The following is a 24,160-nucleotide window of genomic DNA, read 5'->3' on the forward strand; positions in this document are numbered from 1 at the left end:
TTAAATTCCTGCTGAATGCTGATTGAGATATATAATTGTTGAAAAACATAGGGTAAGAAAAACATAAATAGCCCATATTTTCCAGCCGCTTTTGGCTATAAATGCGACGATCATCAATCCTACCCAAACCAAAAAGCCACCGAAAACCAGCGTAAACAATACGGATACTTTATCCAGCCAAAAGGAGAGTGCCAAAAAAAATGAAACGGTGACAGCGTAGCCACCGATCAGCCCTGCAGTAATTCGGATGAATCTGTGTAGGAAGGTGGGGGTTAAATACTTTTTGTTAGCAGGCATGATTAAAGCATTTCAATTAAAAACATCAATCCAAATCCTGCCACCAACCAGAAGCCATTTAGCTTCCAAATAGGTGAAATCAGGACGACAAGACTCCCCACCATCATTAAGATACATGCAAAAGCAAAAACTCCTGCTCCAATTCCCAGATGAAAAATGGTCAGAGCCATAGAACTGAGCAGAAGAATAACGCCTAAACTTTGAGCTGTTTTTTCGTTCGAATTAAACCAAGCTGCCATCTTATCCGGTCTGCTTAGGATTGCTTTTTTGGAGGTTTGATAGAAAAACTCAAAACCCAAAAAACAGCTTATTATACTAAGTGTAATCATACATTTATCTGGTTAATAGATTTGTGTTGCTGAGCAACATTTAACTTACAAATCAGGAAACAGGAAGGGAAACGAAAGGCACCAGGGGAATCTAGCAAGGAAGATTCTCCTGATGCAGAAACAATAGGAGTTAAAAAAGAAAAGCTCACAGTTCAAAAAACAGATTTAAAAATGACCCAATCATATCCCTTTAATCAGTTAACTTCAATAGCTTGAGTGGCACATCTCCAAATCGCTTTCAGTCCCGAAGGATCATTTTCGGGAAGTTTCTCCGTATGGGTTGCCTCAGCAAAGTATATCCCCGTTTCTGATAGATCAATTCCGGTTTTACCATTTTTCCCTGTCTTTAATTCCTGTGTCTTCGCATCAGGCCCGAGCACTAGTAATTCACCGTCCGGCAAGGGATTTCCTTTAAATAGTACTTCGTATTCTGATGATTTTTGGCCTTTGATCAAGGCCAAATCATTCTCTACATTGGCCTTTGATTTACCTTTTCCCACCCAAATCTGTGCATAAGCATTAAACTGATAAGCAGTTTTACTTTCACCAGGATCTGCAGTATGGCTTATTTCCAGTCTATATTCTCCATCTTCTTCAGGCACAAATGCTCCCCGGAAGTATTCATCCGTGGCGGTTGGTTCCAATTTAGTTTTCTTGCCGGAAGGGCTAATCAGCCACAGTTCAAACTCCTTAACATCCGAATACCAGTTCGCAACAGGCTCGATGGCATTTTCATGATAATCAGCATAATAGATTCGGTAAGGATGCTCCTCCCCTTTTTTGGCTTTAGAAGATGTATGGATCCAGAGGGCATGTGCCTGCACTCCGGCGACAATCATGAAGAACATAATCGTCAGATAAAGGAATTTTAAGTTTTGCGTGTTCATGTTTCTGTTTTTTTAGCCACAAAGGCATTAAGTTTCACAAAGTTTTCACTACTAGTTAATTGTTTCCCTACTTCTCCAGAAGCTGGGATCATCAATCCTTACGTCTCCCCTTTCTACAGGCAGATGTCTTTGGTTGCAATGCCTTACATCTTCCTGATTAATTCCAGTAACTGTAACTGCGTATTTGCTTCGACCACGTGGGCTTTTAGCCGATAAAATTCTTCCTCCAGCAAGGTAAACTGAACATCAGGATGATAGGTCTCGATCACCACACGATCCACCCCATCAAAGAAGGGATACTTTTCAAATTCAAATTCCATCCGCTCCAGATATCTTCGAAATGCATCGAAATTCGGCTCATCAAAGCTGATCATTACCTGTCTGTACATCAATCCTAAGCGATCACAGTCACTGCATTTAGTGAAAATAAAATCTTCACTTTGATAGATAATTTCTGTTCTACATGCTGACATAAACGGATGGTTTTAGAGGAAAAGAAATTGGTGCCTGGGATAAGAGCGTTTGTCGGTTTAGTTTTCAAATGCAGCTAAATTCCCAGGACTTAGTTTTTTAAGACAACTACTCGGCTACTTCCAGCTTACTGATTGCAGTTATTCTACCTCCATCGACTTTCAAACCTTCTTTGGCAGTAGCTGTATTGGCATTGAATTCATACACCCAGCTTCCAGTTTCGGTAGTGATACCGATGTAGGCAAGTCCATTTCTTTCTGAATAATTATTGATCGTCACACTCACGATTTCGGATTCTGAGGGAGCGCCAGTCACCCAAGTGAATGTCTTGTTATACACATCAGCCACACCAAAGCGGTTTCCTGTAGTATAAGCACCTTTCTCCTTATTCATAGTCAGGATGAATTTACCATTGCCTGCGTAGGTCTTTGCAGTGATATAATAGTCGTCAGCAAGCTCCTCCACATTGAAATAGTAAGACTGGTCAAATTCTAATTCACCCTTTTTGATTCGGGTAAAAGCGGAAGGAAGTGTAGAAGTCATTGCTCCGTTTGAAGTAGCAACCGAAGAAGAAAAAGCATAAGTATCACCTTGCTCATCTACTTCAAGCCCTGAAAGGAAATATCTTCCAATGAAGCTGGTTCTATCATCTTTGATCACCTTATTCAGTTCCATGCTTGGGTAATCAAAGACCGCGATCCAAGCGCTGTCCGGGTAGCTGGTTCCAAAGCTGTCATTGCAACAGGCCTTCATGCTGAAATATGGAGCAAAAAGCTTATCTCCCACCTGGGTGACCCAGGTGAAAAACGCCTGCTCTCCATTGCCGGCTATTTCCTTCTGGTCCCACTTGCCATCGGCAACAATCTGTAGTTGATCTGCATCCAATCTATACCAAGAGGATACCGGGTCAGCAGAATTTCTTGAAATTTTCGCCATCACGATATCGTCATTCATTGCACCGAAAGCCTGTACAGTTTCCGATTGGAAGTCGGATAACTTTTCTAAAGCACCCTCAGTATTCAATTCATAGGTAGTCACCGCACCGGGATTTCCCTGACCGTAAAGCATGCTGAAAAACTTGTTTTTATGGGTTACATAGTAGCGATAAGTCCCATCCTGCTCCACTCCATTTCCAAGGGTACTCACAGTCCCTTCGGTCAGGCTTTCTGCAGTTAATAGGTAATCAGCCACTCCATCAGAGGCGAGTGGCGTAGAGGCGATGATAAATCTGCTTTCTCCTGCCGGGGTCACTGGCCCAGGTTGTGGATCATCAGAGTCACAGCTGGAAAACCCAATGGCTAGGACTGCTACAAAAGCGTAGAGAAATTTAAAGTTGGTTTGCATAAGTATTGAATAAGAATTAATAAATAAAGTATCTGATTTTTCCAGAGAAGCTCCGTCCGGGCTTCTGAAGACTGAAATTGTCGTAGAGTTTACTGTCAAGGATATTTCGGCACTCAGCGATAAGCTGTAGTCTTCCCTTATCCCCTGTGGTATAGGTCACATTCACATCATGGGATAGTTGCTCCGGCACGTCAAACTTCTCACTTCCCAGACTTGGCCAGTAGAGGTAAAAAGCATGAACATAAAGGAGATTGTATCCAAAGTTGAGGTCATTGCCTTTGCCTAACAGATCTTTCAGCATTACGCTGAAATCCCCATTCCCAAATAGATATGGCATATTTGGAACCCGATCTCTGTACACAATGCTTGGGATTGTTTGCCCCTCTTCAAATTCAGTGTTATTGCGTAGATTTTGGTAGGTGATATTTGCGCCTGCTGAAAGAAGATCTCTATAGGTCCATCGAACTTCCCCTTCCACTCCTATGTTGGTGACGCTGTAGAGATTGTCCATCACTTGCATGGTCTGGTTGTTATTCAGCCGGGGACGGATAAAGTCCTTCGCATCTCTATAGAAGCCATTGGCAGACACATCGAGTCTATGGTCGCTGTTGAGCTGTTTGTAAATACTCACTCCAGCATTATAGTTGTAACTTGTTTCCGGTTGGAGATCCAGATTTCCTTGAAGGTTCACCATATCCCCGAAAAGTTCTTCCGGCTCCGGTAGACGATAGCTTCTTTCAAATGAGGCTTTCACCTGTATGTTTCCTGTGACAAAATAAGATCCTGTAATACCGAAACCCGGGTAGGTGAAATTCTCCCGCTCGTTGCGGTAAGCCACATCACCATACTCTCCTGAAGGATTATAAGACATGGTAAAATAGTTGGTTTGGTTATAAATCTTGGTGAAGGCAGAAATACTGGCTTCCTCTTCCCAATTCAATTGATAACTCAGACCAGTAATGTTTTTCTGGCTTCTGCGAGGCTCTTCATATCGATCATTATCAGGATTTAATGCGTCGCTCCCTATCCTGTTGAAACTATTGAACACATTGCTGACAGCGATGGTATGGACCCTTCCAAAGTTGTAATGCGCATTGGCTGTAAATACAGCATTGTTATTATTGAATTTATATAGGGTATAAGATCTTTCGCCACCAGGGACATCGTATTCTTTATATTGTTGAAACCAGTTATACCGACGATTTACAGTATCAATATTCTGCTCGGACCCGAAATTGTAATTCGCATTTACATTCACATCCAGTCCAGATACAAAGAGGTTTCTTTTTTGATATTTAAAAGTCGGCATGAGGATGGTCCCCTTGCGGTGCCAATCCCCAAAGACAGTCACCAATCTTGCTCCAGTTTGTACTTCAGAATAATTTTTCCCCGCTGTGAGGCCAATCAAAAGCTTGTCAGCATAGGGTTTGCCTTGTACGCCAAGCTGGGCAATGACGGTTTCATTATGATAAGTATCATGGAACCTGCGCACACGCTGATCAGGATAATACTTGCCAGTTTCGATATCAGCCACGTCCACATCAATCCAATAGTTATTATCCGAATAGTTCTGGAAGGCATTTAGCTGTACAGTAAAGCCACTTTTTCCCACATATGCTGTGTTGATTACAGTACGATGCGTGTTAAATGATCCGTAGGAATAGGATACATCCACATAGTTTTTCTGGACATTTTTGGTGACAATATTTACCGCACCCCCAAGTGCATCTGCACCAAGCCCTATAGGTACTACACCTTTATACACTTCGATTCGCTCAGCTAGATTGATGGGGATATTGTTCAGCTGAAAGGAGGTGCCAAAATCATCCATCGGAATCCCATCGATGAAGAATTTCACCTGTTTACCTGAAAATCCATTAAGGGAAAAGTTCATCCTCGATCCAACTCCACCACTTTCCCGCACCCGAACACCAGACACCCGATCCAGCGCATGACCCAAATCAAGATTGGTATGATGGAGTTTGCGCGCATCTACAACTTCAACATTAAAAGCCCGTTCCCTGATTTCCTTCAATTCCGATTTTCCCAAAACAGTAAATTCTTCCAGGTCATTGGTATCATCTGCCAAGGTAATGCTCATGGTATGAGTCTCTGTCCCAAGAGATATATTCTTGGAAAGATCCTCAAAACCCATAAATGAAAAATCTAGCGTGTAGTTTCTATTCGAAGGAAGGTTAATGGAGAATTTCCCATCAGCATCCGTGACTAATCCTTTAGAAACTGGAGAGATTTTAATCAAAACCCCCGGAACTGACTTACCGCTTTGATCGGCTACAAGGCCATTGAGGTTGGTATTTTGCTGCGCAAATGCCCGGAAGGCGAAAAAACTGCACAAAAATACAATGGACAATATTTTGTTATATTGCATCGCTTTTTAATTGGAGAATTAGAAAGTTTAGTACCCGAAGCCATACGGTTGCCGCCGTGTGGCTTCATCTTTTTAAAGTATTGTAAACCTTATTTATCTTTATTTAGATTGATTTTAAATTAAAACAAATCTAAGGCATGGCACCCAGTCTGACAAAGAATTGAACAGTTTTTTTGAGGTTTTTTTGAAGAAAAAGTAAAACAATTAGGGGCAATGATGCGAACAGCACTATTCACATTGATCTAAAGGAACGAAGACCGGAGACACAAGCAATCTCAACCTTGAGTTTCACCTAGTAGGCAACGCTTCAAATAAATGTAGAAAGGCTGTAAAATCTGGCAACCTTTCCACATTCAATCTTTTAGACTCAAAGAAGCTTACACTTCAGTCAATACCATTTTCTCTTTCACCTGAACCGCAGGCTCTTTCTTCGCTTTATTTCTTCTTCCCCACCAAATCAAAAAACCAGTTATGGGAAGTGAGGCGATAATCGCACTCAGGAAAAAAGCAAGAATTTTACCTGGCAAGCCTGCTATGGCACCCACATGCAGGTCGTAGTTCATCCGCATGATTTTCTGAGCCAGGGTAGCCTCTTCAAACCGGTTATAAAAATGTTCCACAGGCAGCTCCTCCAGCGTGTTCTGGTCAAAATATCTATAGTCAGTTTTCCAATAGGTCGATGCGTCAGGGTTTGCATTTGCAGCAATTGCAGCTCCTTCAAATTCTGGAGGATGAACTTCTATATATTCAGCATCTGGATATGCTGCATTCATTTTCACCCATACAGCATCCAAAGCCGGTATTTCTCCCTGATAAGTCTTGGTGGAATCGGACACAGGATTATAATATTCTACAAATTTTTCACCTCCCGAGGCTACAAAATACACTCCATCTCTAAACCACAAAAAGCCCCAGACCAGGCCTGTAACTGCAAATACCAATGCAAATATCATCACGTAAAAACCCAATACCTGGTGCAAGTCATAGTTCTTCCTCCTCCATCTTGCGGACCATTTAATCTTCAGACTCTGCTTGAGATTCTTCTTTTTCTTGGGCCACCAGAGAATCAAACCGGAGATCACCATGAAAAGGAAAACCAATGTAAAACTTGCGACCACTGGCTGGCCTATTTCAGGAGGAAGCCAGAGGTAAAAATGCCCATCAAGAATGAATCGGAAAAAATCCGCATATTCATCTCTCAACTCCAGAACTTCGCCTGAATAAGGGTTAATATAGGCTATTTGATAATGGTCGTTACCTTCTCCGTAGCTAAAAAAAATAGCCTGCGCAGATTTTTCTTTCGTAGGGTAAAGCACAGCATGAAGGTGTCCTGCAGGGTAGGCTTCCTGTGCGATTTCACTGATTTCACTTGGCGGCAAAACCGCAGATTCCTGTGGTTCCACAAATAGGAACGGATAAGTCAAATCCTTGATTTCTGACTGAAAGGCATAGATACAACCTGTCACAGCCACAATAAACACCACGAGCCCGGACGAAAGTCCGAGCCAGAGGTGAAGTTTATTTATTATCTTTTTTAGATTCATCAAAATCTATAATTAAGGCTGATGGAGGCGTTTCGCAGATTTTGTGGAGTCACCGTAGACCATCCTGAGTAATATTTCTGATCTGTCAGATTGTTTACTTTCAAGGCCAGGTAATATTTGGAGCCAGTGTAGGAAAGTGAAGCATTGAAAACCTGATATGCAGGTAGCGCAAAGCTACCGATATTTGCTCTGTTCATGGTCAAATATTCACTGGCAGTATTTCCGCCAAAACCAACACCAAATCCTTTCAGTGCACCAGCTGAGAAATTATAGCTCGCCCAGAAATTGAACAGGTTCTCAGGACCTGCTTCTTCGGGACGAAGTCCAAGGTAGCCGCTCTCTGGATAATCTTCAGTTACTTCAGCGTCATTTTTACTAAATCCTGCCACCAAATTCAATCCCACAACCGGCGTGGCGATCACACTGAATTCAAATCCTTTACTTACTACTTCACCACCTTGGATGGAGTTGTTAATATTACTTGGATCAGTCATCACTCTATTAGAAACAGTGATGTTGTAGTAGCTGGCTGTGGCCGAGATTTTATCCTTGTAAAGGTTTGTTTTCACACCGAATTCCAATTGATTGGCTTTTTCAGGATCAAAAGTTTTCAGTCTGGTATTTGTACCGTCAGCATCGCTCACGGTGGCCGGTGCGATGTTTACAAAGCCATTCATATAGTTCCCAAAAATAGAAACCTTGTCTTTCACCGGCTGATACACGATCCCGAATTTGGGAGAAACAGCAGTTTGTGTGTTTTCTTCAGAATCCGTTCCCCATGCTTCGTTTTTGAAATTGTCTATTCTCACACTCGCCATCGCAGAAAGCTGTGGTAGCAATTCAATCACATCAGATACATAAGCACTCATGATGCGGGTGTTTCCGGTAGTATTTCCCTCGAAAGAATCCTTCAGCAAATCATCTACGCCAGCTTGCGTCAACACTCCTGTATCTGCTCCATCAGAAAGCGTCACAACGCCATTCCCAACCCATCCTGTGCTGCTATTCAAAATATCCGCGTCGTAATAATCCAATCCGACGATCATCTTATTTCTCATGGAACCTATGGTGAAATCACCGATGAAGTTCTGCTGTATATCTGTAGTCAACGTCTGCCCGTTTCGATCAGAGATATACCTGTTGAATGAATCTCCGTCACTGCCGTCAAATAGATAATGGTAATACCCGTCGGTTTTGGTAGAACTTCTGGAAACTACCGTCTGAGAAGTCCAGCTATTAGAAAGCTTGTAAAAAGCCTGAGCCTGCAGGGCAAAAGAAGCGTTATTGATGCTTAACTCGTTTCCAGTAAAAGATTTTTCATAATTCTTCTCGAAAAGATCGATAGAAGAAAACGTCAGCGGATTATTTCTGTTTAAGAAAATCATCGGAGCATTCACAGAATTTGAGTTCAAAAACTCAGTATTGATCAGGAATGTAAGTCTTTCGCTAGCTTCGAATTTGAATGATGGTGCGATAAAAAATGAGTTTCTTCCACCAGCATCCTGAAAAGTATTATTGGACTGATAAGCTGTATTCACCCGCATGGATGCATTTTCATTCAGAGGTACATTTACATCACCAGTGATTCTATTCAGCCCATAGCTTCCAGTGATGAATCCAACTTCACCTTTGAAAGTGTCAGTTGGGCGTTTGGTAGTGATATTGATCAAACCACCATAAGAAATCACAGAACTTCCGTAAAGTGTCCCTGATGGCCCCTTGATCACATCGACAGTTTCCACGTTTGCAGGATCCAGACCACCGTTATTCAAACTTGGCATTCCGTTAACCATAGTAGGCTGCACAGCAAAACCACGCATGGCGTAGTATTCTGCACCATCTCCTCCACGGCCTGTAGATTCCCACAACCGGGTGACACCGGTTGCATTTTTCAATGCATCATTCATATTGGTCACCACCTGCTCTTTTAATAATTTGGAAGAAACCGAGTTGTAAACCTGAGGATTTTGAAGGTCTGTAAGCGGAAGCTTGGCAATTGTGAAATTGCTATCGGCGTAAAATCTGTTGGAAGACTGGTCTGTAACAATTACTTCTGACAGATCAGTAGAGCTCTCAGCCAACACAAAGTTTACCGAAAGAGATTCTCCGGCACCCAGCTGTATATTTTTCTCTTGTTTTTCAATCCCCACAAAAGAAGCATATAAAGTGTAGCTACCCGGCGCTATATTCTTGATTTCAAAAAAACCGTTTCTGTCAGTGGCATTGCCTTTTGCAAGGCCTTTGATACCGACATTTACAAATTCCATCGGCTGATCATCCGAAGTAGTCACATACCCTTTGATGCTGGCAGACTGGGCAAATGTGCTAAAAACACAAAGGAAAAACAGGCTGGTAAGGAGTAGAATTCTATGATTCATCTTGGTTTGATTTTCAACTATTCTGCAAACCTATTACTTAGACCAATTCTAAACAAGGATTATTTAGAATTAATCTAATAAAACAGGTCGTGAATTTCACACCACTCCACCAAACACCTAGTTTCCAAATATTTATAAAAAGTAAATTCCTTTAATTTGGAGTACTCCCTGTGCAGATTTAAAGAAGAATTGAATATTTTAGCTAGGTGTTTTCCATGCCCATGAATAAGCTTTTCAACTTTTCCATTCAAGCCATCCCGCTTTTTTTGGGATTCACCTTTTGGGCAGACCGAATGGCAAAGCCTTTTTATGCGCATCAATTTTTTGGATGGATAGATCCAGTTTGGTTAGTTCCAGAACTAGAACCTTATGGTATGGGATTTTATGTAAAGTTCATCGCACAAATCACACTTGTATACCTGCTGGTCACTGTACGTTACAAGCTCCTTGGCAGCACCATGATGCTTCCCCTGATTGGCAATATTCTGATGTTAATCCTTTCACTTCATTGGAGCAGGATGCCCTTTGTTTTAGACTTTCTCCTAGTTCTCGATTTGATCATTCTCTGGCAATACAGAGATTTTTTCAGGCTGCTGATAGATGAAGGGAAAAGTAGATTTGACATCAAACCCAGAACCGTACGATCCCGAAATGTACATTTGGTTTGGTTGGCTGGTCTTGGGCTTCCGTTTACCGCCATCCAGATTTCTTACCTAAAACTGCCAATCCCATGCTGAATAGTTTCGCCCGGACATATGTTGTCGTATTTCAGTTTTAAAGCAGGCCAACTATCAATTATAGATTTAAAATTGCAATAAAAAATTTAGTCAAATCACAAACCCATTTTGTTATGAACATCCATTCTTATTTAAACTTTAACGGACAGGCTGAGGAAGCCATGCACTTCTACCAAAAAACTCTGGGAGGAGAATTTGAGGGAGGTTTTAATTATTTCAGTGAAATCCCGGGCATGGATCAGCTGAGTGAAGACGAAAAGAAGCGCGTCATGCATGTGACTTTGATGCTTTCTGATCAAGTGAAAATCATGGCAAGCGACATCATGCCCAGTATGGGACATAAGCTGATCGTCGGAAATCACAATTACATTTCCCTGATGCCTGATAGCATAGAAAAAGGCAGGGAATATTTTCAGGGATTATCAGAAGGAGGTACAGTAGAGATGCCTTATGAGAAAGCATTTTGGGGAGCGTATTTCGGCAGTTTTATTGACAAATATGGCAATGGCTGGATGATCAATTATACACTGAAAGAAGGTGAAGAGTAAATTCTGATTCTATAGATGGGTGATTTAAGAATTCCTTAACACCATAAACTTACTTTACCCATCTTTTAGCTTCTTCTTTGCTATTTCAAATACAATTCCCATCCCATGATTTATATAAATAAAATATCAATCGCCGTTTTTTTTATTTTTAGCCTGACCATGAATCTATCAGCACAGGATTTTCATCCATCAGAATTCCCTGATCGGATTATTTTGACCTGGTCTGATGATCCTATGACCACCCAGTCAGTCACCTGGAGAACTTCCTCAGAAGTAAAGGGCTCAAAAGCCCAGTTCATCCTAGCTCCGAATACGCCGATTTACCTGGATAGTGTGGAGACTTTTGACGCAACTACCCAATTTCTGGAAGTGGACAGTGTACAGGCAAACTATCATTCGGTGACTTTTCGGGGATTAAAACCTGCCACCACATACGCTTATCGGGTAGGAAATGAAGGGACTTGGAGTGAATGGTTTCAATTCATCACAGCTCCGGAAAAAGGGGCTCCATTTTCGTTCATTTACTTTGGCGATGCTCAAAATAACCTCAAATCCCAGTGGTCCAGAATTATTCGCCAGGCCTATTCCAACCTGCCCAAGGCGGCATTTATGCTTCATGCCGGAGACTTGATCAATAGCACACAATCGGACTCCGAATGGGGCGAATGGAATCACTCAGGTGGCTTCATCAATTCCATGATTCCGAGCGTGAGTACTCCGGGCAACCATGAATACGATAGAAAAGAAGATGGCACTTTAGTATTGGATTACCACTGGAAAAAGCAATTCACACTTCCAAAAAACGGGCCTGAGGAATTTGAAGAAACTGTTTATTACCTGGATTATTCAGATTTGAGGATGATTTCACTGAATTCCCAGGAAATTGTTTTGGATGAAAAATCCATGGAAATCCAAAGAGTTTGGTTGGAAAAAGTACTGGCCGAAAACACACAAAAGTGGACTGTCATTACGTTTCACCACCCGATTTATTCCTCTGGAACAGGCCGTGATAACAAAGAGTTCAGAGAGGCTTTCAAGCCTATTTTTGACAAATACAAAGTTGATCTCGTGCTTCAAGGACACGATCATTCCTATGGAAGAGGAAGAAACCTTCCTTCGGGAGTAGCAAATCAGGATCCTGCTGCGCAAGGTCCCGTGTATGTAGTCTCCGTGAGTGGCCCCAAAATGTACAACCTGACCTTTGATAAATGGATGGACCGGGCGGCATCCAATACGCAATTATATCAGTTGATTTCCATTGAAGGTGACAGACTCAGCTACGGGGCCTACACTGCTACCGGAGATTTATACGATGCCTTTGACCTGATCAAATCTGAAGGCAAACAGAAAGAATTCATTGATAAAGCAAACAAGGCAATACAAGAAGCCATAGAACTTACTCCAGGATCTGAGAAGAAAATGACACCGGAAGAAATGGCGGAATACATGAAGACTTACAAAAAGCAAAATTGATTGTAGCGAAATCTATAATTCCAATTCAGTAGAGCTATAAAAAGTAATGGAATAATTCAGTTAAGCTGGCTTATTTATTGTCGATAATTTAGTTTAGAACCAACTATAATTACTCCAATTAGTTAAACGCTCAAGTCCATTAAACGCTTTTTTAAAAAATTTTTAAAGATTCTGGGTATCACGCTTACCATAATTCTGGTAATCGTAGGTGTCCTGATTCTATTTATCCGAAGCCCGTGGGGTCAGGGGATTGTTGTGGACAAAGCAACCAACTACCTCTCTAAGAAAACGGACACTGAGGTATCAATCAAGCGCCTTTTTGTTACATTTTCGGGTAACATTTACCTAGAAGATCTGTATCTGGAGGATACCAAAGGAGACACGCTGGTTTACTCCAAAAACCTTGAAGCAGGAGTAGCCTTTGCACCGTTAATCACCAACGGAAATATCAATGTAACCAAACTGGACTGGGAAGGTCTGGTAGCCCGGGTAAGTAGAAGTGCGGAGACTGAGAAGTTCAATTTCGATTTTTTGATTGAGGCTTTCGTTACCCAACCTGCGGATACTGCCCAAGTCGCTGCAGACACTACTGCATCGGATCCTTTAAAAATCAAACTTTCTCCTATTTCTCTCCGGAATTTTGATATCGAATACTTCGACGAAGTTATGGGCATTGATGCCGCTATTTTGCTGGGAGAATTGGATCTCACCATCCCCGGCTTGAATTTGGAGGAATATGAATTTGACATCAGAAATGTTGCGCTGCAAAACACGCGTATCAAGTATCACCAGTCAAAGCCATTTCCCCCTTCGGAAGAATCTGCTGAAGAAACTCCTTTGCCGATCGTGAACGTGGATGAATTGACACTCACCAATGTCAGTGCAGATTACCTAAGTGAACCGGACAGCCAGAAAGCCCAGGTTCAGATAGGGAATTTATCAGTAGCGCTACCAAAGGCAGATTTGCGATCCCAGAGCATAGAGCTTACTACTATCGCTTTGGAAAAATCCTCAATTCTTTTCCATGATTTCTCCATGCCTACACAATATGATCCTGCGGAAACCGCCGAATCAGCTCCATTTTCATGGCCAGACTGGATTGTGGAAGCTGAAAAAATCACCATAGACTCCTCGGACATAGAATATAAATCGGCAGATGTGACGGTGCAAAAAGGCAGGTTTAATCCTGAAGTAATTACTATTTCCAACCTGACATTTGATGCTGAAGATTTATTTCTGAAAGACGAAACAGTTGGGGCCAACTTGCAAGAATTTCATTTCCAGGAAGGCAGTGGCTTTGTCTTGAAAGAATTTCAGTTTGACTTGGAAGCAGATAATGAATCAGCCGCGTTGAACAACCTTTTACTTGCCACCAACAGAAGTAACCTGGACGCTACAATCAAACTGGAATACGCTTCCATTCAGGCGCTCATAGAGGATTACGAAAGTCTGAGGTTTGATCTGGAGGTAAATGAATCTACCCTGGATGTCCGGGACAGCTTCTTCTTTGACCCTACATTAACCCAGGATACGCTGATCAGAGAACTGGCCAAAGATCCTATTTTGTTGGATTTGATTGTCCATGGAGATTTGAAAGCTATGAACATTCCCGACCTGAACCTTCACTGGGGTGAGAGTGATTTCAGCGCAAATGGATCTGTCCAAAACCCAATGGATGTAGACCACCTTTCCTTTGATTTTCCCGAAATCACCCTCCTGACCAATAGGAAAACGCTTTTGAAATTCGTGAAGGAAGAAGATTATGGGGTAAAATTTCCGGAGCAAATAGACCTGCAGGCCAGCGCCAGTGGTATGATGGATGATCTTCTCGCTGACCTCGAGCTAAAGACGGATATGGGGAATATCCTGCTGGATGGGGCCTATCAAAATGATGGTCAAATAGCATTTGATGCAGACCTGAAAGTAGATCAGCTTCAGGTAGGAAAACTTCTCAAGCAACCAGAATTTGATACCTTGACATTTACAATTCAGGCGAAAGGTTCTGGCTCAAGCCTGAACAACCTGAATGCAGAATTAACTTCGTCTTTTGAGCGGCTTCGATTGTATAGTTCAGATTATTCCGGATTGAAACTGGAAGGAAAATTAGTTAACGGCGCTGGAGATCTTGAAGCCGAACTGAACTCAGAGTTTCTGGATTTCTTGTTGCTGACCAAACTGGACCTGGATTCGACCAATTCAATTATCAATCTAAACCTTGACCTGAAAGGGGCGGATTTCTACGCCCTTGGCCTTGCGGCAAACAGCTCCAGAGCCCAGCTGAAATTAGATGCAGATTTTGAAGGCAATCCAGAGGAATTTGATCTGAAGGCACTACTTCATGAAGGTACGATTCTCTACGATGAACGGAATTATCCTTTGGGCACAGTATCCGCTGATGCCAGCGTAAGGAAGGATTCTACGAGTGTGGAAATCGCGAGTAAGTTGGTCAATGGGTATATGCACACCAATACCAATCCAACTGACCTTACCGCTGCTTTAACCGCGCATTTCCAACACTACCTCGACGAGTTGGATTCCACAGAACAAATTGGAGAAGGGAACATTGTAATGAATATAGATCTGAAGATCTCAGATGATCCATTACTAACCGACGTGCTTTTGCAAGGCTTGCAAGAGTTTGACTCGGCAAGTATCAAAGCTGATTATTTCCAGAATATCGATTCCCTTACTGCTACCTTAGAATTCCCTTATGTCAATTATGCCGGGACAGAAGTGGATAGTCTGGGACTTAGAATACGCTCAAATGAAAACGTACTTCGTCTCTATGTTGGTTTTCAGGATTTGACTTCGGGGCCACTGAGCATGGACAAGACCTTCATCACAGGTCAACTGGCAGATTCCAGATTGTACTTTGATTTTCACTCCTACGAAGAAGAGGAGCGCACTTACCACATATCATCAGATATCGGGCTTGATGGTGATACGCTGAGCTATCACGTTTCCTCCATTGATTTGATTCTAAAAGGTGAGCAATGGACTGTCCCAGAGCAAAACCTCGTGAAATATTCAGGGGAAAGCCTAGGGTTTAAGGACTTCAAATTCACCAAGGCTAATCAGGAACTCTCCTTGGTAAATAATGTCGAAGGCTTTGCCGACGAAAATATTGCATTAATCTTCCAGGGTTTCAGACTCTCAACGATTACCAGCTTGCTAAACCCTGATGAAATCATCGCCGGAGGAAAAATGGAAGGAAGACTTGTGGTAGAGAATCCTTTTGGTGCTACCGGGCTGATGGGTGAGCTTCAGATTGACAGCCTGAATGTGCTGGATGTCCCGCTGGGAAATATGAATCTGGATGCAACTGCAAAGAGTCTTGGAAATTATATTTTGGCACTGAGCCTGAAAGACGATGGAGTGGATTTCGATCTGAACGGAGAATTCACCGCAGATGAAGCCGGAGGAAACTTTGACCTGAAAATGGATCTTAACAGGATAGAAATGCAGAAAATTGCCGGGCTTTCGCAGGATCAGATTCTCGATGGCGATGGTTATTTATCCGGTACTATCACTGCCAATGGCACTACCACCGAACCACAATACAAGGGAGAGTTTCAATTCCATGAGGCGGGATTTGTCCCTGCCCAACTCAGCACAAAATACATTCTCTCCGATGAAACTATCCGAGTGGATAACGATGGCGTTTACTTTGATCAGTTTACCATCAGGGATACCGAAAGCAATACGTTTGCGATCGACGGGACGATATTTACTGAAAGTTATACAAATCCCTCTTTTGATCTGAAACTTAACGCTGACAATTTCATGGCAGTGAATTCTACTGATAAAGAGAACGATCTGGTGTATGGAAAAGCTAGTCTGGATGCTGATGTAACTATCCGGGGCGATTTAGTTCTTCCTATTGTCAGAGCGGAGCTCGGGGTGAAAAACAATACAGATTTAACAGTGATTATTCCAGAATCACAACTTGATCTAGTGGAGCGTGAGGGAGTGGTTTTGTTTGTCAACAAAGAAAATCCTGACGATCTCCTTACCAGACAGACTGAGGAAACTACCAATGCATTCTCTGGCTTCGATATCCGCGCTCTGTTGAAGACCGATCCCGATGCACTTTTTACTATCGTCATAGATCCGGCTACAGGAGATAATCTACAGATATCCGGAGATTCCGATCTCCAAATGGACATCAATCCAAATGGAAGGATCACCTTAAGTGGTAACTATGAAATCACAGGTGGACATTATGAAATGTCACTTTATAATCTGGTGAGCAGAAAATTTGACATCAATCCAGGTAGCCGGATTACCTGGAACGGCGATCCAATGGACGCTTCCATGGACATCCAGGCTATCTATAAAGTGGAAACAGGAGCTTCAGAGCTGATGTCTGCACAACTCACCGGTAGTGCCAATCAGACTCAGACCCAATATCAGCAGCAGCTTCCCTTCTTAGTTTATCTGAATGTCAAAGGCGAACTCCTCAGACCAGAAATCTCCTTTACGCTCGACATGCCGGAAAATCAACGTGGAGCCTTTGGCGGAAATGTATATTCCAGAGTTCTCCAGATCAATGAGCAGGAGGATGAGCTAAACAAGCAGGTCTTCTCACTATTGGTACTGAACAGATTCTTTCCCTCTTCGGGTAGTGACGGATCAAATGGTGGTGCGGAGGCGATTGCAAGAAACAGCGTAAGTCAGGTACTTTCTGACCAAATGAATGCGCTCTCCAGCAAACTCTTCGGGGATAGTGGTTTTCAGGTAGGATTTGATGTAGACAGCTATCAGGATTACCAATCGGGAAGTGCGCAAAATAGAACCGATTTGAATATCAGTGCCCAGCAGACACTTTTTGATGACCGACTGATCGTGCAGGTCGGCAGCCAGGTGGATCTGGAAGGAAGTTCTCAGAATTCAGATCAGGCAAATTCTGTATTGGCAAATATCAGTTTCGAATACATGCTAACAGAAGACGGCAGATGGAGAATCCGCGCATTCCGCAAAAACCAGTTTGAAAGTATCATCGATGGACAGCTCATCGTGACTGGCGGCGGTTTGATTTTCAACCGTGAGTTCAATGAATTCCCAGAACTTTGGAGGGCTCCAGCCCCTGAAGATAAAGATAAGACCAATCCAATTGACGATTTGGAAGAGAAAGGCAACAAGGTGAAAAGAGCTGAAAGAAGGAAAGAAAAAAAAGAGGCAAAAGAAGCGAAAGAAAATGAAGATTAGACATTTCATATCGGCCTTAATCCTACTTATTCTTGCAACAGTCTACAGTTGCAATGTAAAAAAGCATATCCCAGAAGGAGAATTCCTATATAAAGGAGCTGAGCTGAATGTAAACACTGAAAGTGAAATCAGGGGGTTAGATAAAGTTGAAGAGGAACTGGAAAGCTTACTTAGACCCGAACCCAACAGCAAGTTCCTAGGCATGTACGTGGGACTTTGGGCTCATTATAAGGGCACTCAGGAAAATCCCGGGTTCATCAACCGATTTTTAAATAAAAAAATAGGTGAAGAACCTGTTTACTTCAGTCAGGTGGATCCCTCAAGGACAGAAGATCTTATTCTGAACAGACTGGAAAACCGTGGATTTTTCTACAGCACTACAGATTCAGAAGTGCTCCGAAAAGGGAAGTTTGCCGAAGTAGACTACACTGCCTTGATCTCTACTCCTTACACCTTAACAGAAGTGGAAGTGGAGCGCGACAGTATGGAAATTGACAAGGAAATCATCGCGATGATGCAGGAAACAGCACTGGATTCAGGAAGCAGATTTGACCTGAACACCTTGAATGCCGAAAGAACCCGAATCGATTCCACGCTGAAGGAAAAGGGATACTATAATTTCAATTCTGACTTCCTGATATTCGAAGCGGATACTAATATTTCTGACAGCCTTCGCTTATTCAAACTCTATTTAAGATTGAAGAAAAATGTACCTACAAATAGTATCATTCCTTACAAAATCGATACGATCAATGTATTTCCAAATTACTCCATTGATGAGGATGCAGAAAAGTTGGATACCTCCTTTTATGACAATAAGAACTTCATTCAAGGAAACTTGGTCTTCAAACCTAAACTGCTCAATGAATACATTCTCATTGAGGACGAGCAACGCTACAACCCTACCCTTTCCAGATTGTCGAGTAACAGACTGAGCACCATTGGAAATTACAAATTCGTAAACCTGCGGTATGAGGAATTATCCTCCAATGATTCTCTGGGGCATCTGAAAGCAAGTTTCTACTTATCACCGATGACTAAACGCTCTGTCCGCGCTGAACTCTTGGCCGTCTCCAAATCGAATAACTTTGCCGGCCCGGCGCTTAACCTCATCTATAGAAACCGAAATCTTTTCAAAGGCGGTGAAACATTAAACCTGACCGGCAGTATGGGGTATGAGTTTCAGATCGCAGGAGGTGAGGACAGGAAAGGCTTGCGGTCTCTGGAACTTGGGTTAAAGGCTGATCTGATTTTTCCAAGGGTGATTTTCTTCGTTCCCATCAAGGAGAAGTTCAGCTACTCGGTACCCAAAACCAAAATGGGCCTAGGAGTGGAATACCTGAGTAGAGGTGGTCTATATAATCTAAACTCCGTATCAGCCAACTATGGCTACTTCTGGAATGCCAATAGATTCGCCTACCATGAGATTAACCCCATTAGCCTCAGCGTGGTGAATCTTAGCAAAACTTCTCCGGAATTTGATCAGATTCTAGATGATAATCCATTTTTGAAGCGAAGTTTCGAGCAAAATTTCATTGCGGGAATCAACTATACCTTCAACTATAATAAACTGAATGACAGATTCAGAACACATGGCTATTTCCTGGGTGTGGGTTTGGACTTTGCAGGAAACACCCTAAGCCTGGTTGATAGAGCCTTTGGCAAAGATGACGGCAAGTTTCTGGGACTCGAATATGCGCAATATGGCAAAGTCGATCTGGATCTTAGATATCATTGGAATATTGATAAGAACCAGACAATTGCTACTCGTCTCTTCGGTGGAATGGGGGTTCCTTTTGGCAATTCCTCTTCGCTGCCATATGTAAAACAGTACTTTTCCGGAGGACCAAACAGCGTACGGGCATTTAGGATCCGATCAATAGGCCCCGGCACTTATAGACCTGAAAATTTTGATGTGAACTCTTACTTTGATCAGTCAGGAGACATCCGGCTGGAAGCAAATATCGAATATCGCTTTCCGATTGTATCGCTGCTGAAAGGGGCGCTATTTATGGATGCCGGAAATATCTGGTTGATGAACGACAATGAAGCTCTGCCTGGAGGAAAATTTACCAAAACCTGGTGGAACGAACTTGCCGTCGGAACCGGAATAGGTTTGCGGGTGGATATTCAGTTTTTTGTCATCCGCTTTGATCTGGCTACACCTGTACGGGTCCCTTATCTCGAAGAAGGTGAGCGATGGGGCAACACATTTGATATAGGAAGCAAAACCTGGAGAAGGGAAAATCTGATCTTCAATTTTGCGATTGGCTATCCATTCTAGTTAACTCCAAGTACCAGATTTGTAAGTTATCTTAGGCAATTGTCATTTTTAACTAACAGAAATCATGAGACTTCCTTCTATAGATCAGCTTCGCAAAGATGGGACAGGCGCCGCAATGCGCTTCCCTTTAAGCTTACTGTTTGGCTTTTTAGCCGCTGGATTGGGTTGCTGGATTATCGAAATGGAACCTGTAGAAGACTTGAGGGCGGTAAACCTCCTTTTGACTTTTGCGCTGGGCATTCCACTTTACTTTTGCATCGATGTCTTCGCAGAAAGAAAAGGATTTAAGGTTTGGCAAAGACAACTTGCCCGGATAGTTGGATTACTTTTTCTAGGCTTAATCTATTTTAGTTTTCCTTCTGAGGAAACATTTACCAATACCAGAGTTCCTTACATTCGCTACTCCATTTTCAATCTGGCGATTCACTTGATGGTTGCCTTTCTCCCCTACATTGGAAGTGAAAACCAGGATAGCTTCTGGAATTATAATAAGAATCTGTTCATTAGGCTAGTTCATGGTATTTACTATTCTGTGGTGATTTTCACTGGAATAAGTCTTGCATTATTGGCTATAAATGCACTTTTCGAAGTCAACATTCAAGGTGAGACCTACGCCCAGATCTTTGCCGTTACTTTCGGGGTTTTCAATACCTGGTTCTTTCTGGCAGGTATTCCAGAGACATTTGAAAATACACTTTCACTTGAACAATACCCAAAAGGGCTAAAAGTGTTCACTCAATTCATCCTGATACCACTGCTCTTGATCTACCTCTGCATTCTATACTGCTACGGAGCCAAAATCATCATCTCAGGAGACTGGCCAAAAGGTATTGTAAGCTATATGATTATAGCCATTGCAGTCTTGGGAATATTTACCAATCTGCTTCTATATCCTTATCAGCAATGGAAAGAAAGTGGTTGGATCAAGAAATTTTATAAAGGATATTATATTTTTCTCATCCCCCTTATCGTCCTTCTTTTCTTTGCAATTGGGATCCGGCTGCAAGACTACGGGTTGACGGTGAACCGCTACATTATCACTTTGATGGGAATTTGGCTTGCGTTTATTTCTATCTACTATTCCATGGGTAAAAAGAACATAAAGACCATCCCCATTTCTCTGGCAATTTTTATGATCCTCTCTTCTTTTGGTCCATGGGGAATGTTTAGTTGGAGTGAGATGGTGCAGAGAAATCGCCTGGCTGAAATTTTAGATGAGAACAACATCCTTGTTGATAACAAAATCCAAAATGAAGCCAAATGGGTCATCGGAGATATGGGCAGTCTCAAACCTATCGGAGAGTTGCGGACAAAACCAATCTCCAACGAGGAACTCTATGAAGTAAATTCAATTGTTGAATACCTGGAAGAATATCATGGTTTGAAAAATATTTACCCTTGGTTTGAGCAGGATTTAGAAAGTCTCCTCAAACAATCGAGGGACAGCCTGGCAATTAATTATACCAATCCCAGCAAACTTCTTGTGGAATCGATGGGCTTGAAGTATGTTCCCTATTATGACAGGTTAAGTGTTTCTGGCGAGCACCAAGAGCTGACGTTGTTGGGAGATGGTGATTTCCAAATGACAATATCCGGATTCGACTACATTCGAAGTGTTACGTTAAACTCATATAATATACAGAATGCGCCTTTTTCAGATCTAAAATATCATTTGGAACTGGACAAGGATAATAAAGCAAATCTGATCCTTAAATGGACTGATGGCTCGATGAATATTGATATTTCAACATACCTAAAAGACCTACTAAACACCTATACTAGTGGATTTCAATATGTTCCTTCAGAGGAATTAATCATTTCCAGAAAAGAGAAAAACATTGAAATCAAAATACAAATAAGCTCAATAACGATAGCAAACCCAGAGGATAAACCAGAACTTCAAAACCTAGACTGTTTCTTGTTAGTCAGAGAAATTCAGGAAGAATAATCAGGTGATTTTCCTTCCTAACTTCATTCTCATTATCTTGATCATTGGAAGTTCCCATAAGAATTCCTGATTCTATTTTTCCAATCCAAAATAAATTCCAAGTAAAACTATGGCATTTATAGACTACTACAGCATCTTGGGCATAGACAAAAGCGCCAGTGAAGCTGACATCAAAAAAGCATACCGTAAGCTGGCACGTAAATATCATCCTGATGTAAATCCAGACGACAAGGAAGCTGAGCGGAAATTCAAAGAAGTAAACGAAGCGAATGAAGTACTGAGTGATCCTGAAAAGCGCAAAAAATACGATAAATACGGCCAGGACTGGAAGCATGCCGATCAGTTTGAACAGGCAGGGGCCCAAGGTGCCGGGCAGCGCAGAAGTCAAGGATATGGAGGAGCAGGATTTGGGGGGAAAGCAGGATTTGAAGGTCAAGACTACTCGGACTTCTTTGAATCCATGTTTGGCACTGGCGCAGGAGGCTTTCGCCAAGGGGGACGTACAGTCAAATTCAAAGGCCAAGATTATAATGCAGAGCTAGCCCTGAGTATTTACGACGCTTATAAAACCCACAAGCAAATACTTACAGTCAATGGTGAAAATATCCGCCTGACCATTTCTGCGGGGATTGCCGATGGGCAGACAATCAAGATCAAAGGGAAAGGTGCTCCAGGAATCAATGGCGGACCAAATGGCGACCTTTACATCAAATTCACTATTCAAAACAACACTAAATTCCAGCGCGAAGGAGACAATCTCTATGCAAATGTGGAGGTGGATCTTTACACAGCAATGCTGGGAGGTGAGCTTGTGGCGGATACTTTTGACAGTAAAGTAAAGCTCAAAGTGGCTCCTGAAACACAGAATGGAACGAAAGTCCGTCTGAAGGGCAAGGGATTCCCTATCTATAAAAAAGAAGGGGAATTTGGAGATCTCATCCTTACCTACTTCGTTAAAAACCCGACTAACCTGAGCACAGAAGAAAAGAAGTTGTTTGAAGAACTACAAAAACTACGATAAGATGGCACAGCAAGAATTGATAGTAATCGAGACCATTTGCACCCATTTTGAGATCGAAGTATCCTTTGTGGATGCCTTGTCCAATTTAGGTCTCATCGAAATCCATACCTATGAGGAAAACAGGTGTATTCCTGAAGAGAAAGTAGCCGATCTTGAAAAAATGATCCGTATTCATCAGGATCTTGAAGTCAATCCGGAAGGGATAGATGTGATTTTTAATCTCCTTCGCAAAGTTGATTCTCTTCAGAATGAACTGGCAGAAACCAAAAGCCGACTGAGGCAATACGAACTGGAAAATCAATAACAACCCAAGTTTCACGAAACCATAAACCATGAATAACGAGTTCCATATCTGGGAAAACAACCGAAACATTTACCTTAAATTCCTCATTCACAATTCTCTGGAGCAGTTGAATAAAGTACCGGAGGGATTCAACAACAATCTCCTCTGGAATATCGGCCACGTCATCGTAGTACAGCAGCGCCTTGTCTACGGACTTGCAAACGTCCCATTAACTATTTCTGACGACCTTTTTCAAAAATACAAGCCTGGTACAAAACCTGGAATCCCGGAACCCGAGGGGACTGTAGCGCTTTTCAAGGAACTTTTGATTAAGCCAATTGAACAAACCAAATCTGATTATAATTCAGGTAAACTTAATGATTACACGCCATACACTACCTCCAAAGGATTCAATCTTGCCAATGCAGCTGATGCGATAACATTTAACAATTACCATGAGGCAATGCATTTGGGTACGATGATAAGCTTGCTGAAATTTATCAAATAATTCTTTCACTATGAACAGGATTTCCTCTCTCGCCCTAACCATTTCAATTTCATTTAGTCTTGGCTTATTTGTACATTCTTTTTTTGCCCATTCAGAGATTCAAAAGCCAGAATTTACAACAAATGATAGCATGAAGCTGGGAGCATTTTCGCTCAGTCTAAGCGTGAAAGACCTAGCAGCGTCAAAGGCATTCTATGAAGCGCTAGGCTTTGAAGTTTTTGGTGGAGCCATGGAAAACAACTACCTCATCATGAAAAATAACAACTCATTGATTGGGTTATTTCAAGGGATGTTTGAGGGAAATATTTTAACCTTCAACCCCGGTTGGGATGAAAATGCACAGGAAGTTCCGGGGTTCGATGATATCCGAAAAATTCAACAAAAGCTGAAATCCCGAAATATAGAAATCATCAATCCAACTGACGAAAGTGGCTCAGGTCCTGCCAGCTTTATGCTCAAGGATCCCGATGAAAATATGATCTTATTTGACCAGCATAGATGATTTAAAAAG

General features: G+C 42.1%; 18 protein-coding genes. 10 read left to right on the forward strand and 8 right to left on the reverse strand.

What is annotated here, in order from left to right:
- The 8 genes from AS141_RS19615 to AS141_RS19650 form a co-directional block, all read right to left on the reverse strand.
- Positions 1-297 carry a hypothetical protein gene (locus tag AS141_RS19615; protein ID WP_057939407.1) on the reverse strand — a complete coding sequence of 99 codons (297 nt, stop codon included), beginning with the start codon at positions 295-297 and terminating at the stop codon, positions 1-3.
- A gap of 2 nt (positions 298-299) precedes the next feature.
- Complete coding sequence (locus AS141_RS19620) at positions 300-626, reverse strand: hypothetical protein (RefSeq protein WP_057939408.1); 327 nt, start codon at positions 624-626, stop codon at positions 300-302.
- Positions 627-820: 194 nt separating this feature from the next.
- Positions 821-1,513: a hypothetical protein gene (locus AS141_RS19625; protein ID WP_057939409.1), complete on the reverse strand. Its 693-nt coding sequence runs from the start codon at positions 1,511-1,513 to the stop codon at positions 821-823.
- 143 nt (positions 1,514-1,656) lie between these two features.
- Positions 1,657-1,986: a DUF6686 family protein gene (locus tag AS141_RS19630; RefSeq protein ID WP_057939410.1), complete on the reverse strand. Its 330-nt coding sequence runs from the start codon at positions 1,984-1,986 to the stop codon at positions 1,657-1,659.
- 106 nt (positions 1,987-2,092) lie between these two features.
- On the reverse strand, positions 2,093-3,328 hold the full coding sequence (locus AS141_RS19635) for a DUF4374 domain-containing protein (RefSeq protein ID WP_057939411.1): 1,236 nt from the start codon (positions 3,326-3,328) through the stop codon (positions 2,093-2,095).
- Positions 3,329-3,344: 16 nt separating this feature from the next.
- Positions 3,345-5,717 (reverse strand): TonB-dependent receptor, encoded by a 2,373-nt coding sequence (locus tag AS141_RS19640; protein ID WP_057939412.1) that lies wholly within the window; start codon positions 5,715-5,717, stop codon positions 3,345-3,347.
- A 377-nt stretch (positions 5,718-6,094) separates the two neighbouring features.
- Positions 6,095-7,261, reverse strand: a complete 1,167-nt coding sequence (locus AS141_RS19645; protein WP_057939413.1) for a PepSY-associated TM helix domain-containing protein — start codon at positions 7,259-7,261, stop codon at positions 6,095-6,097.
- Positions 7,261-9,639: a TonB-dependent receptor gene (locus AS141_RS19650; RefSeq protein WP_057939414.1), complete on the reverse strand. Its 2,379-nt coding sequence runs from the start codon at positions 9,637-9,639 to the stop codon at positions 7,261-7,263. The genes AS141_RS19645 and AS141_RS19650 overlap by 1 nt, the downstream gene beginning before the upstream one ends.
- A 221-nt stretch (positions 9,640-9,860) precedes the next feature.
- Here AS141_RS19650 and AS141_RS19655 point away from each other — a divergent pair, with 221 nt between their 5' ends.
- The 10 genes from AS141_RS19655 (at position 9,861) to AS141_RS19700 (ending at position 24,151) form a co-directional block, all read left to right on the forward strand.
- Positions 9,861-10,376, forward strand: coding sequence for a hypothetical protein (locus AS141_RS19655; RefSeq protein ID WP_057939415.1), 516 nt, complete (start codon positions 9,861-9,863; stop codon positions 10,374-10,376).
- Between the two features lie 113 nt (positions 10,377-10,489).
- Entirely contained in the window at positions 10,490-10,924 is a 435-nt protein-coding gene (locus tag AS141_RS19660) for a VOC family protein (RefSeq protein ID WP_057939416.1), read from the forward strand.
- Positions 10,925-11,083: 159 nt separating this feature from the next.
- A complete protein-coding gene (locus tag AS141_RS19665; protein ID WP_232424969.1) occupies positions 11,084-12,397 on the forward strand; it encodes a purple acid phosphatase family protein in 1,314 nt (437 codons plus the stop codon).
- Between the two features lie 255 nt (positions 12,398-12,652).
- Positions 12,653-17,605, forward strand: a complete 4,953-nt coding sequence (locus tag AS141_RS19670; protein WP_232424970.1) for a translocation/assembly module TamB domain-containing protein — start codon at positions 12,653-12,655, stop codon at positions 17,603-17,605.
- The gene (gene tamL / locus AS141_RS19675) at positions 17,595-19,889 is read left to right on the forward strand and encodes a translocation and assembly module lipoprotein TamL (RefSeq protein ID WP_057939419.1); all 2,295 of its coding nucleotides are present in this window, start codon (positions 17,595-17,597) and stop codon (positions 19,887-19,889) included. The genes AS141_RS19670 and tamL overlap by 11 nt, the downstream gene beginning before the upstream one ends.
- Before the next feature lie 64 nt (positions 19,890-19,953).
- Entirely contained in the window at positions 19,954-21,837 is a 1,884-nt protein-coding gene (locus AS141_RS19680) for a DUF4153 domain-containing protein (protein WP_057939420.1), read from the forward strand.
- Positions 21,838-21,946: 109 nt separating this feature from the next.
- Entirely contained in the window at positions 21,947-22,858 is a 912-nt protein-coding gene (locus tag AS141_RS19685; protein WP_057939421.1) for a DnaJ C-terminal domain-containing protein, read from the forward strand.
- 1 nt (position 22,859) lies between these two features.
- Complete coding sequence (locus AS141_RS19690) at positions 22,860-23,162, forward strand: chaperone modulator CbpM (RefSeq protein WP_057939422.1); 303 nt, start codon at positions 22,860-22,862, stop codon at positions 23,160-23,162.
- 28 nt (positions 23,163-23,190) lie between these two features.
- Positions 23,191-23,649 (forward strand): DinB family protein, encoded by a 459-nt coding sequence (locus AS141_RS19695; protein ID WP_057939423.1) that lies wholly within the window; start codon positions 23,191-23,193, stop codon positions 23,647-23,649.
- Positions 23,650-23,659: 10 nt separating this feature from the next.
- Positions 23,660-24,151, forward strand: coding sequence for a VOC family protein (locus AS141_RS19700; protein WP_317043057.1), 492 nt, complete (start codon positions 23,660-23,662; stop codon positions 24,149-24,151).
- The last annotated feature ends 9 nt before the right edge of the window (positions 24,152-24,160 follow it).

The organism is Algoriphagus resistens, assembly GCF_001442615.1.
Classification (GTDB): domain Bacteria; phylum Bacteroidota; class Bacteroidia; order Cytophagales; family Cyclobacteriaceae; genus Algoriphagus; species Algoriphagus resistens.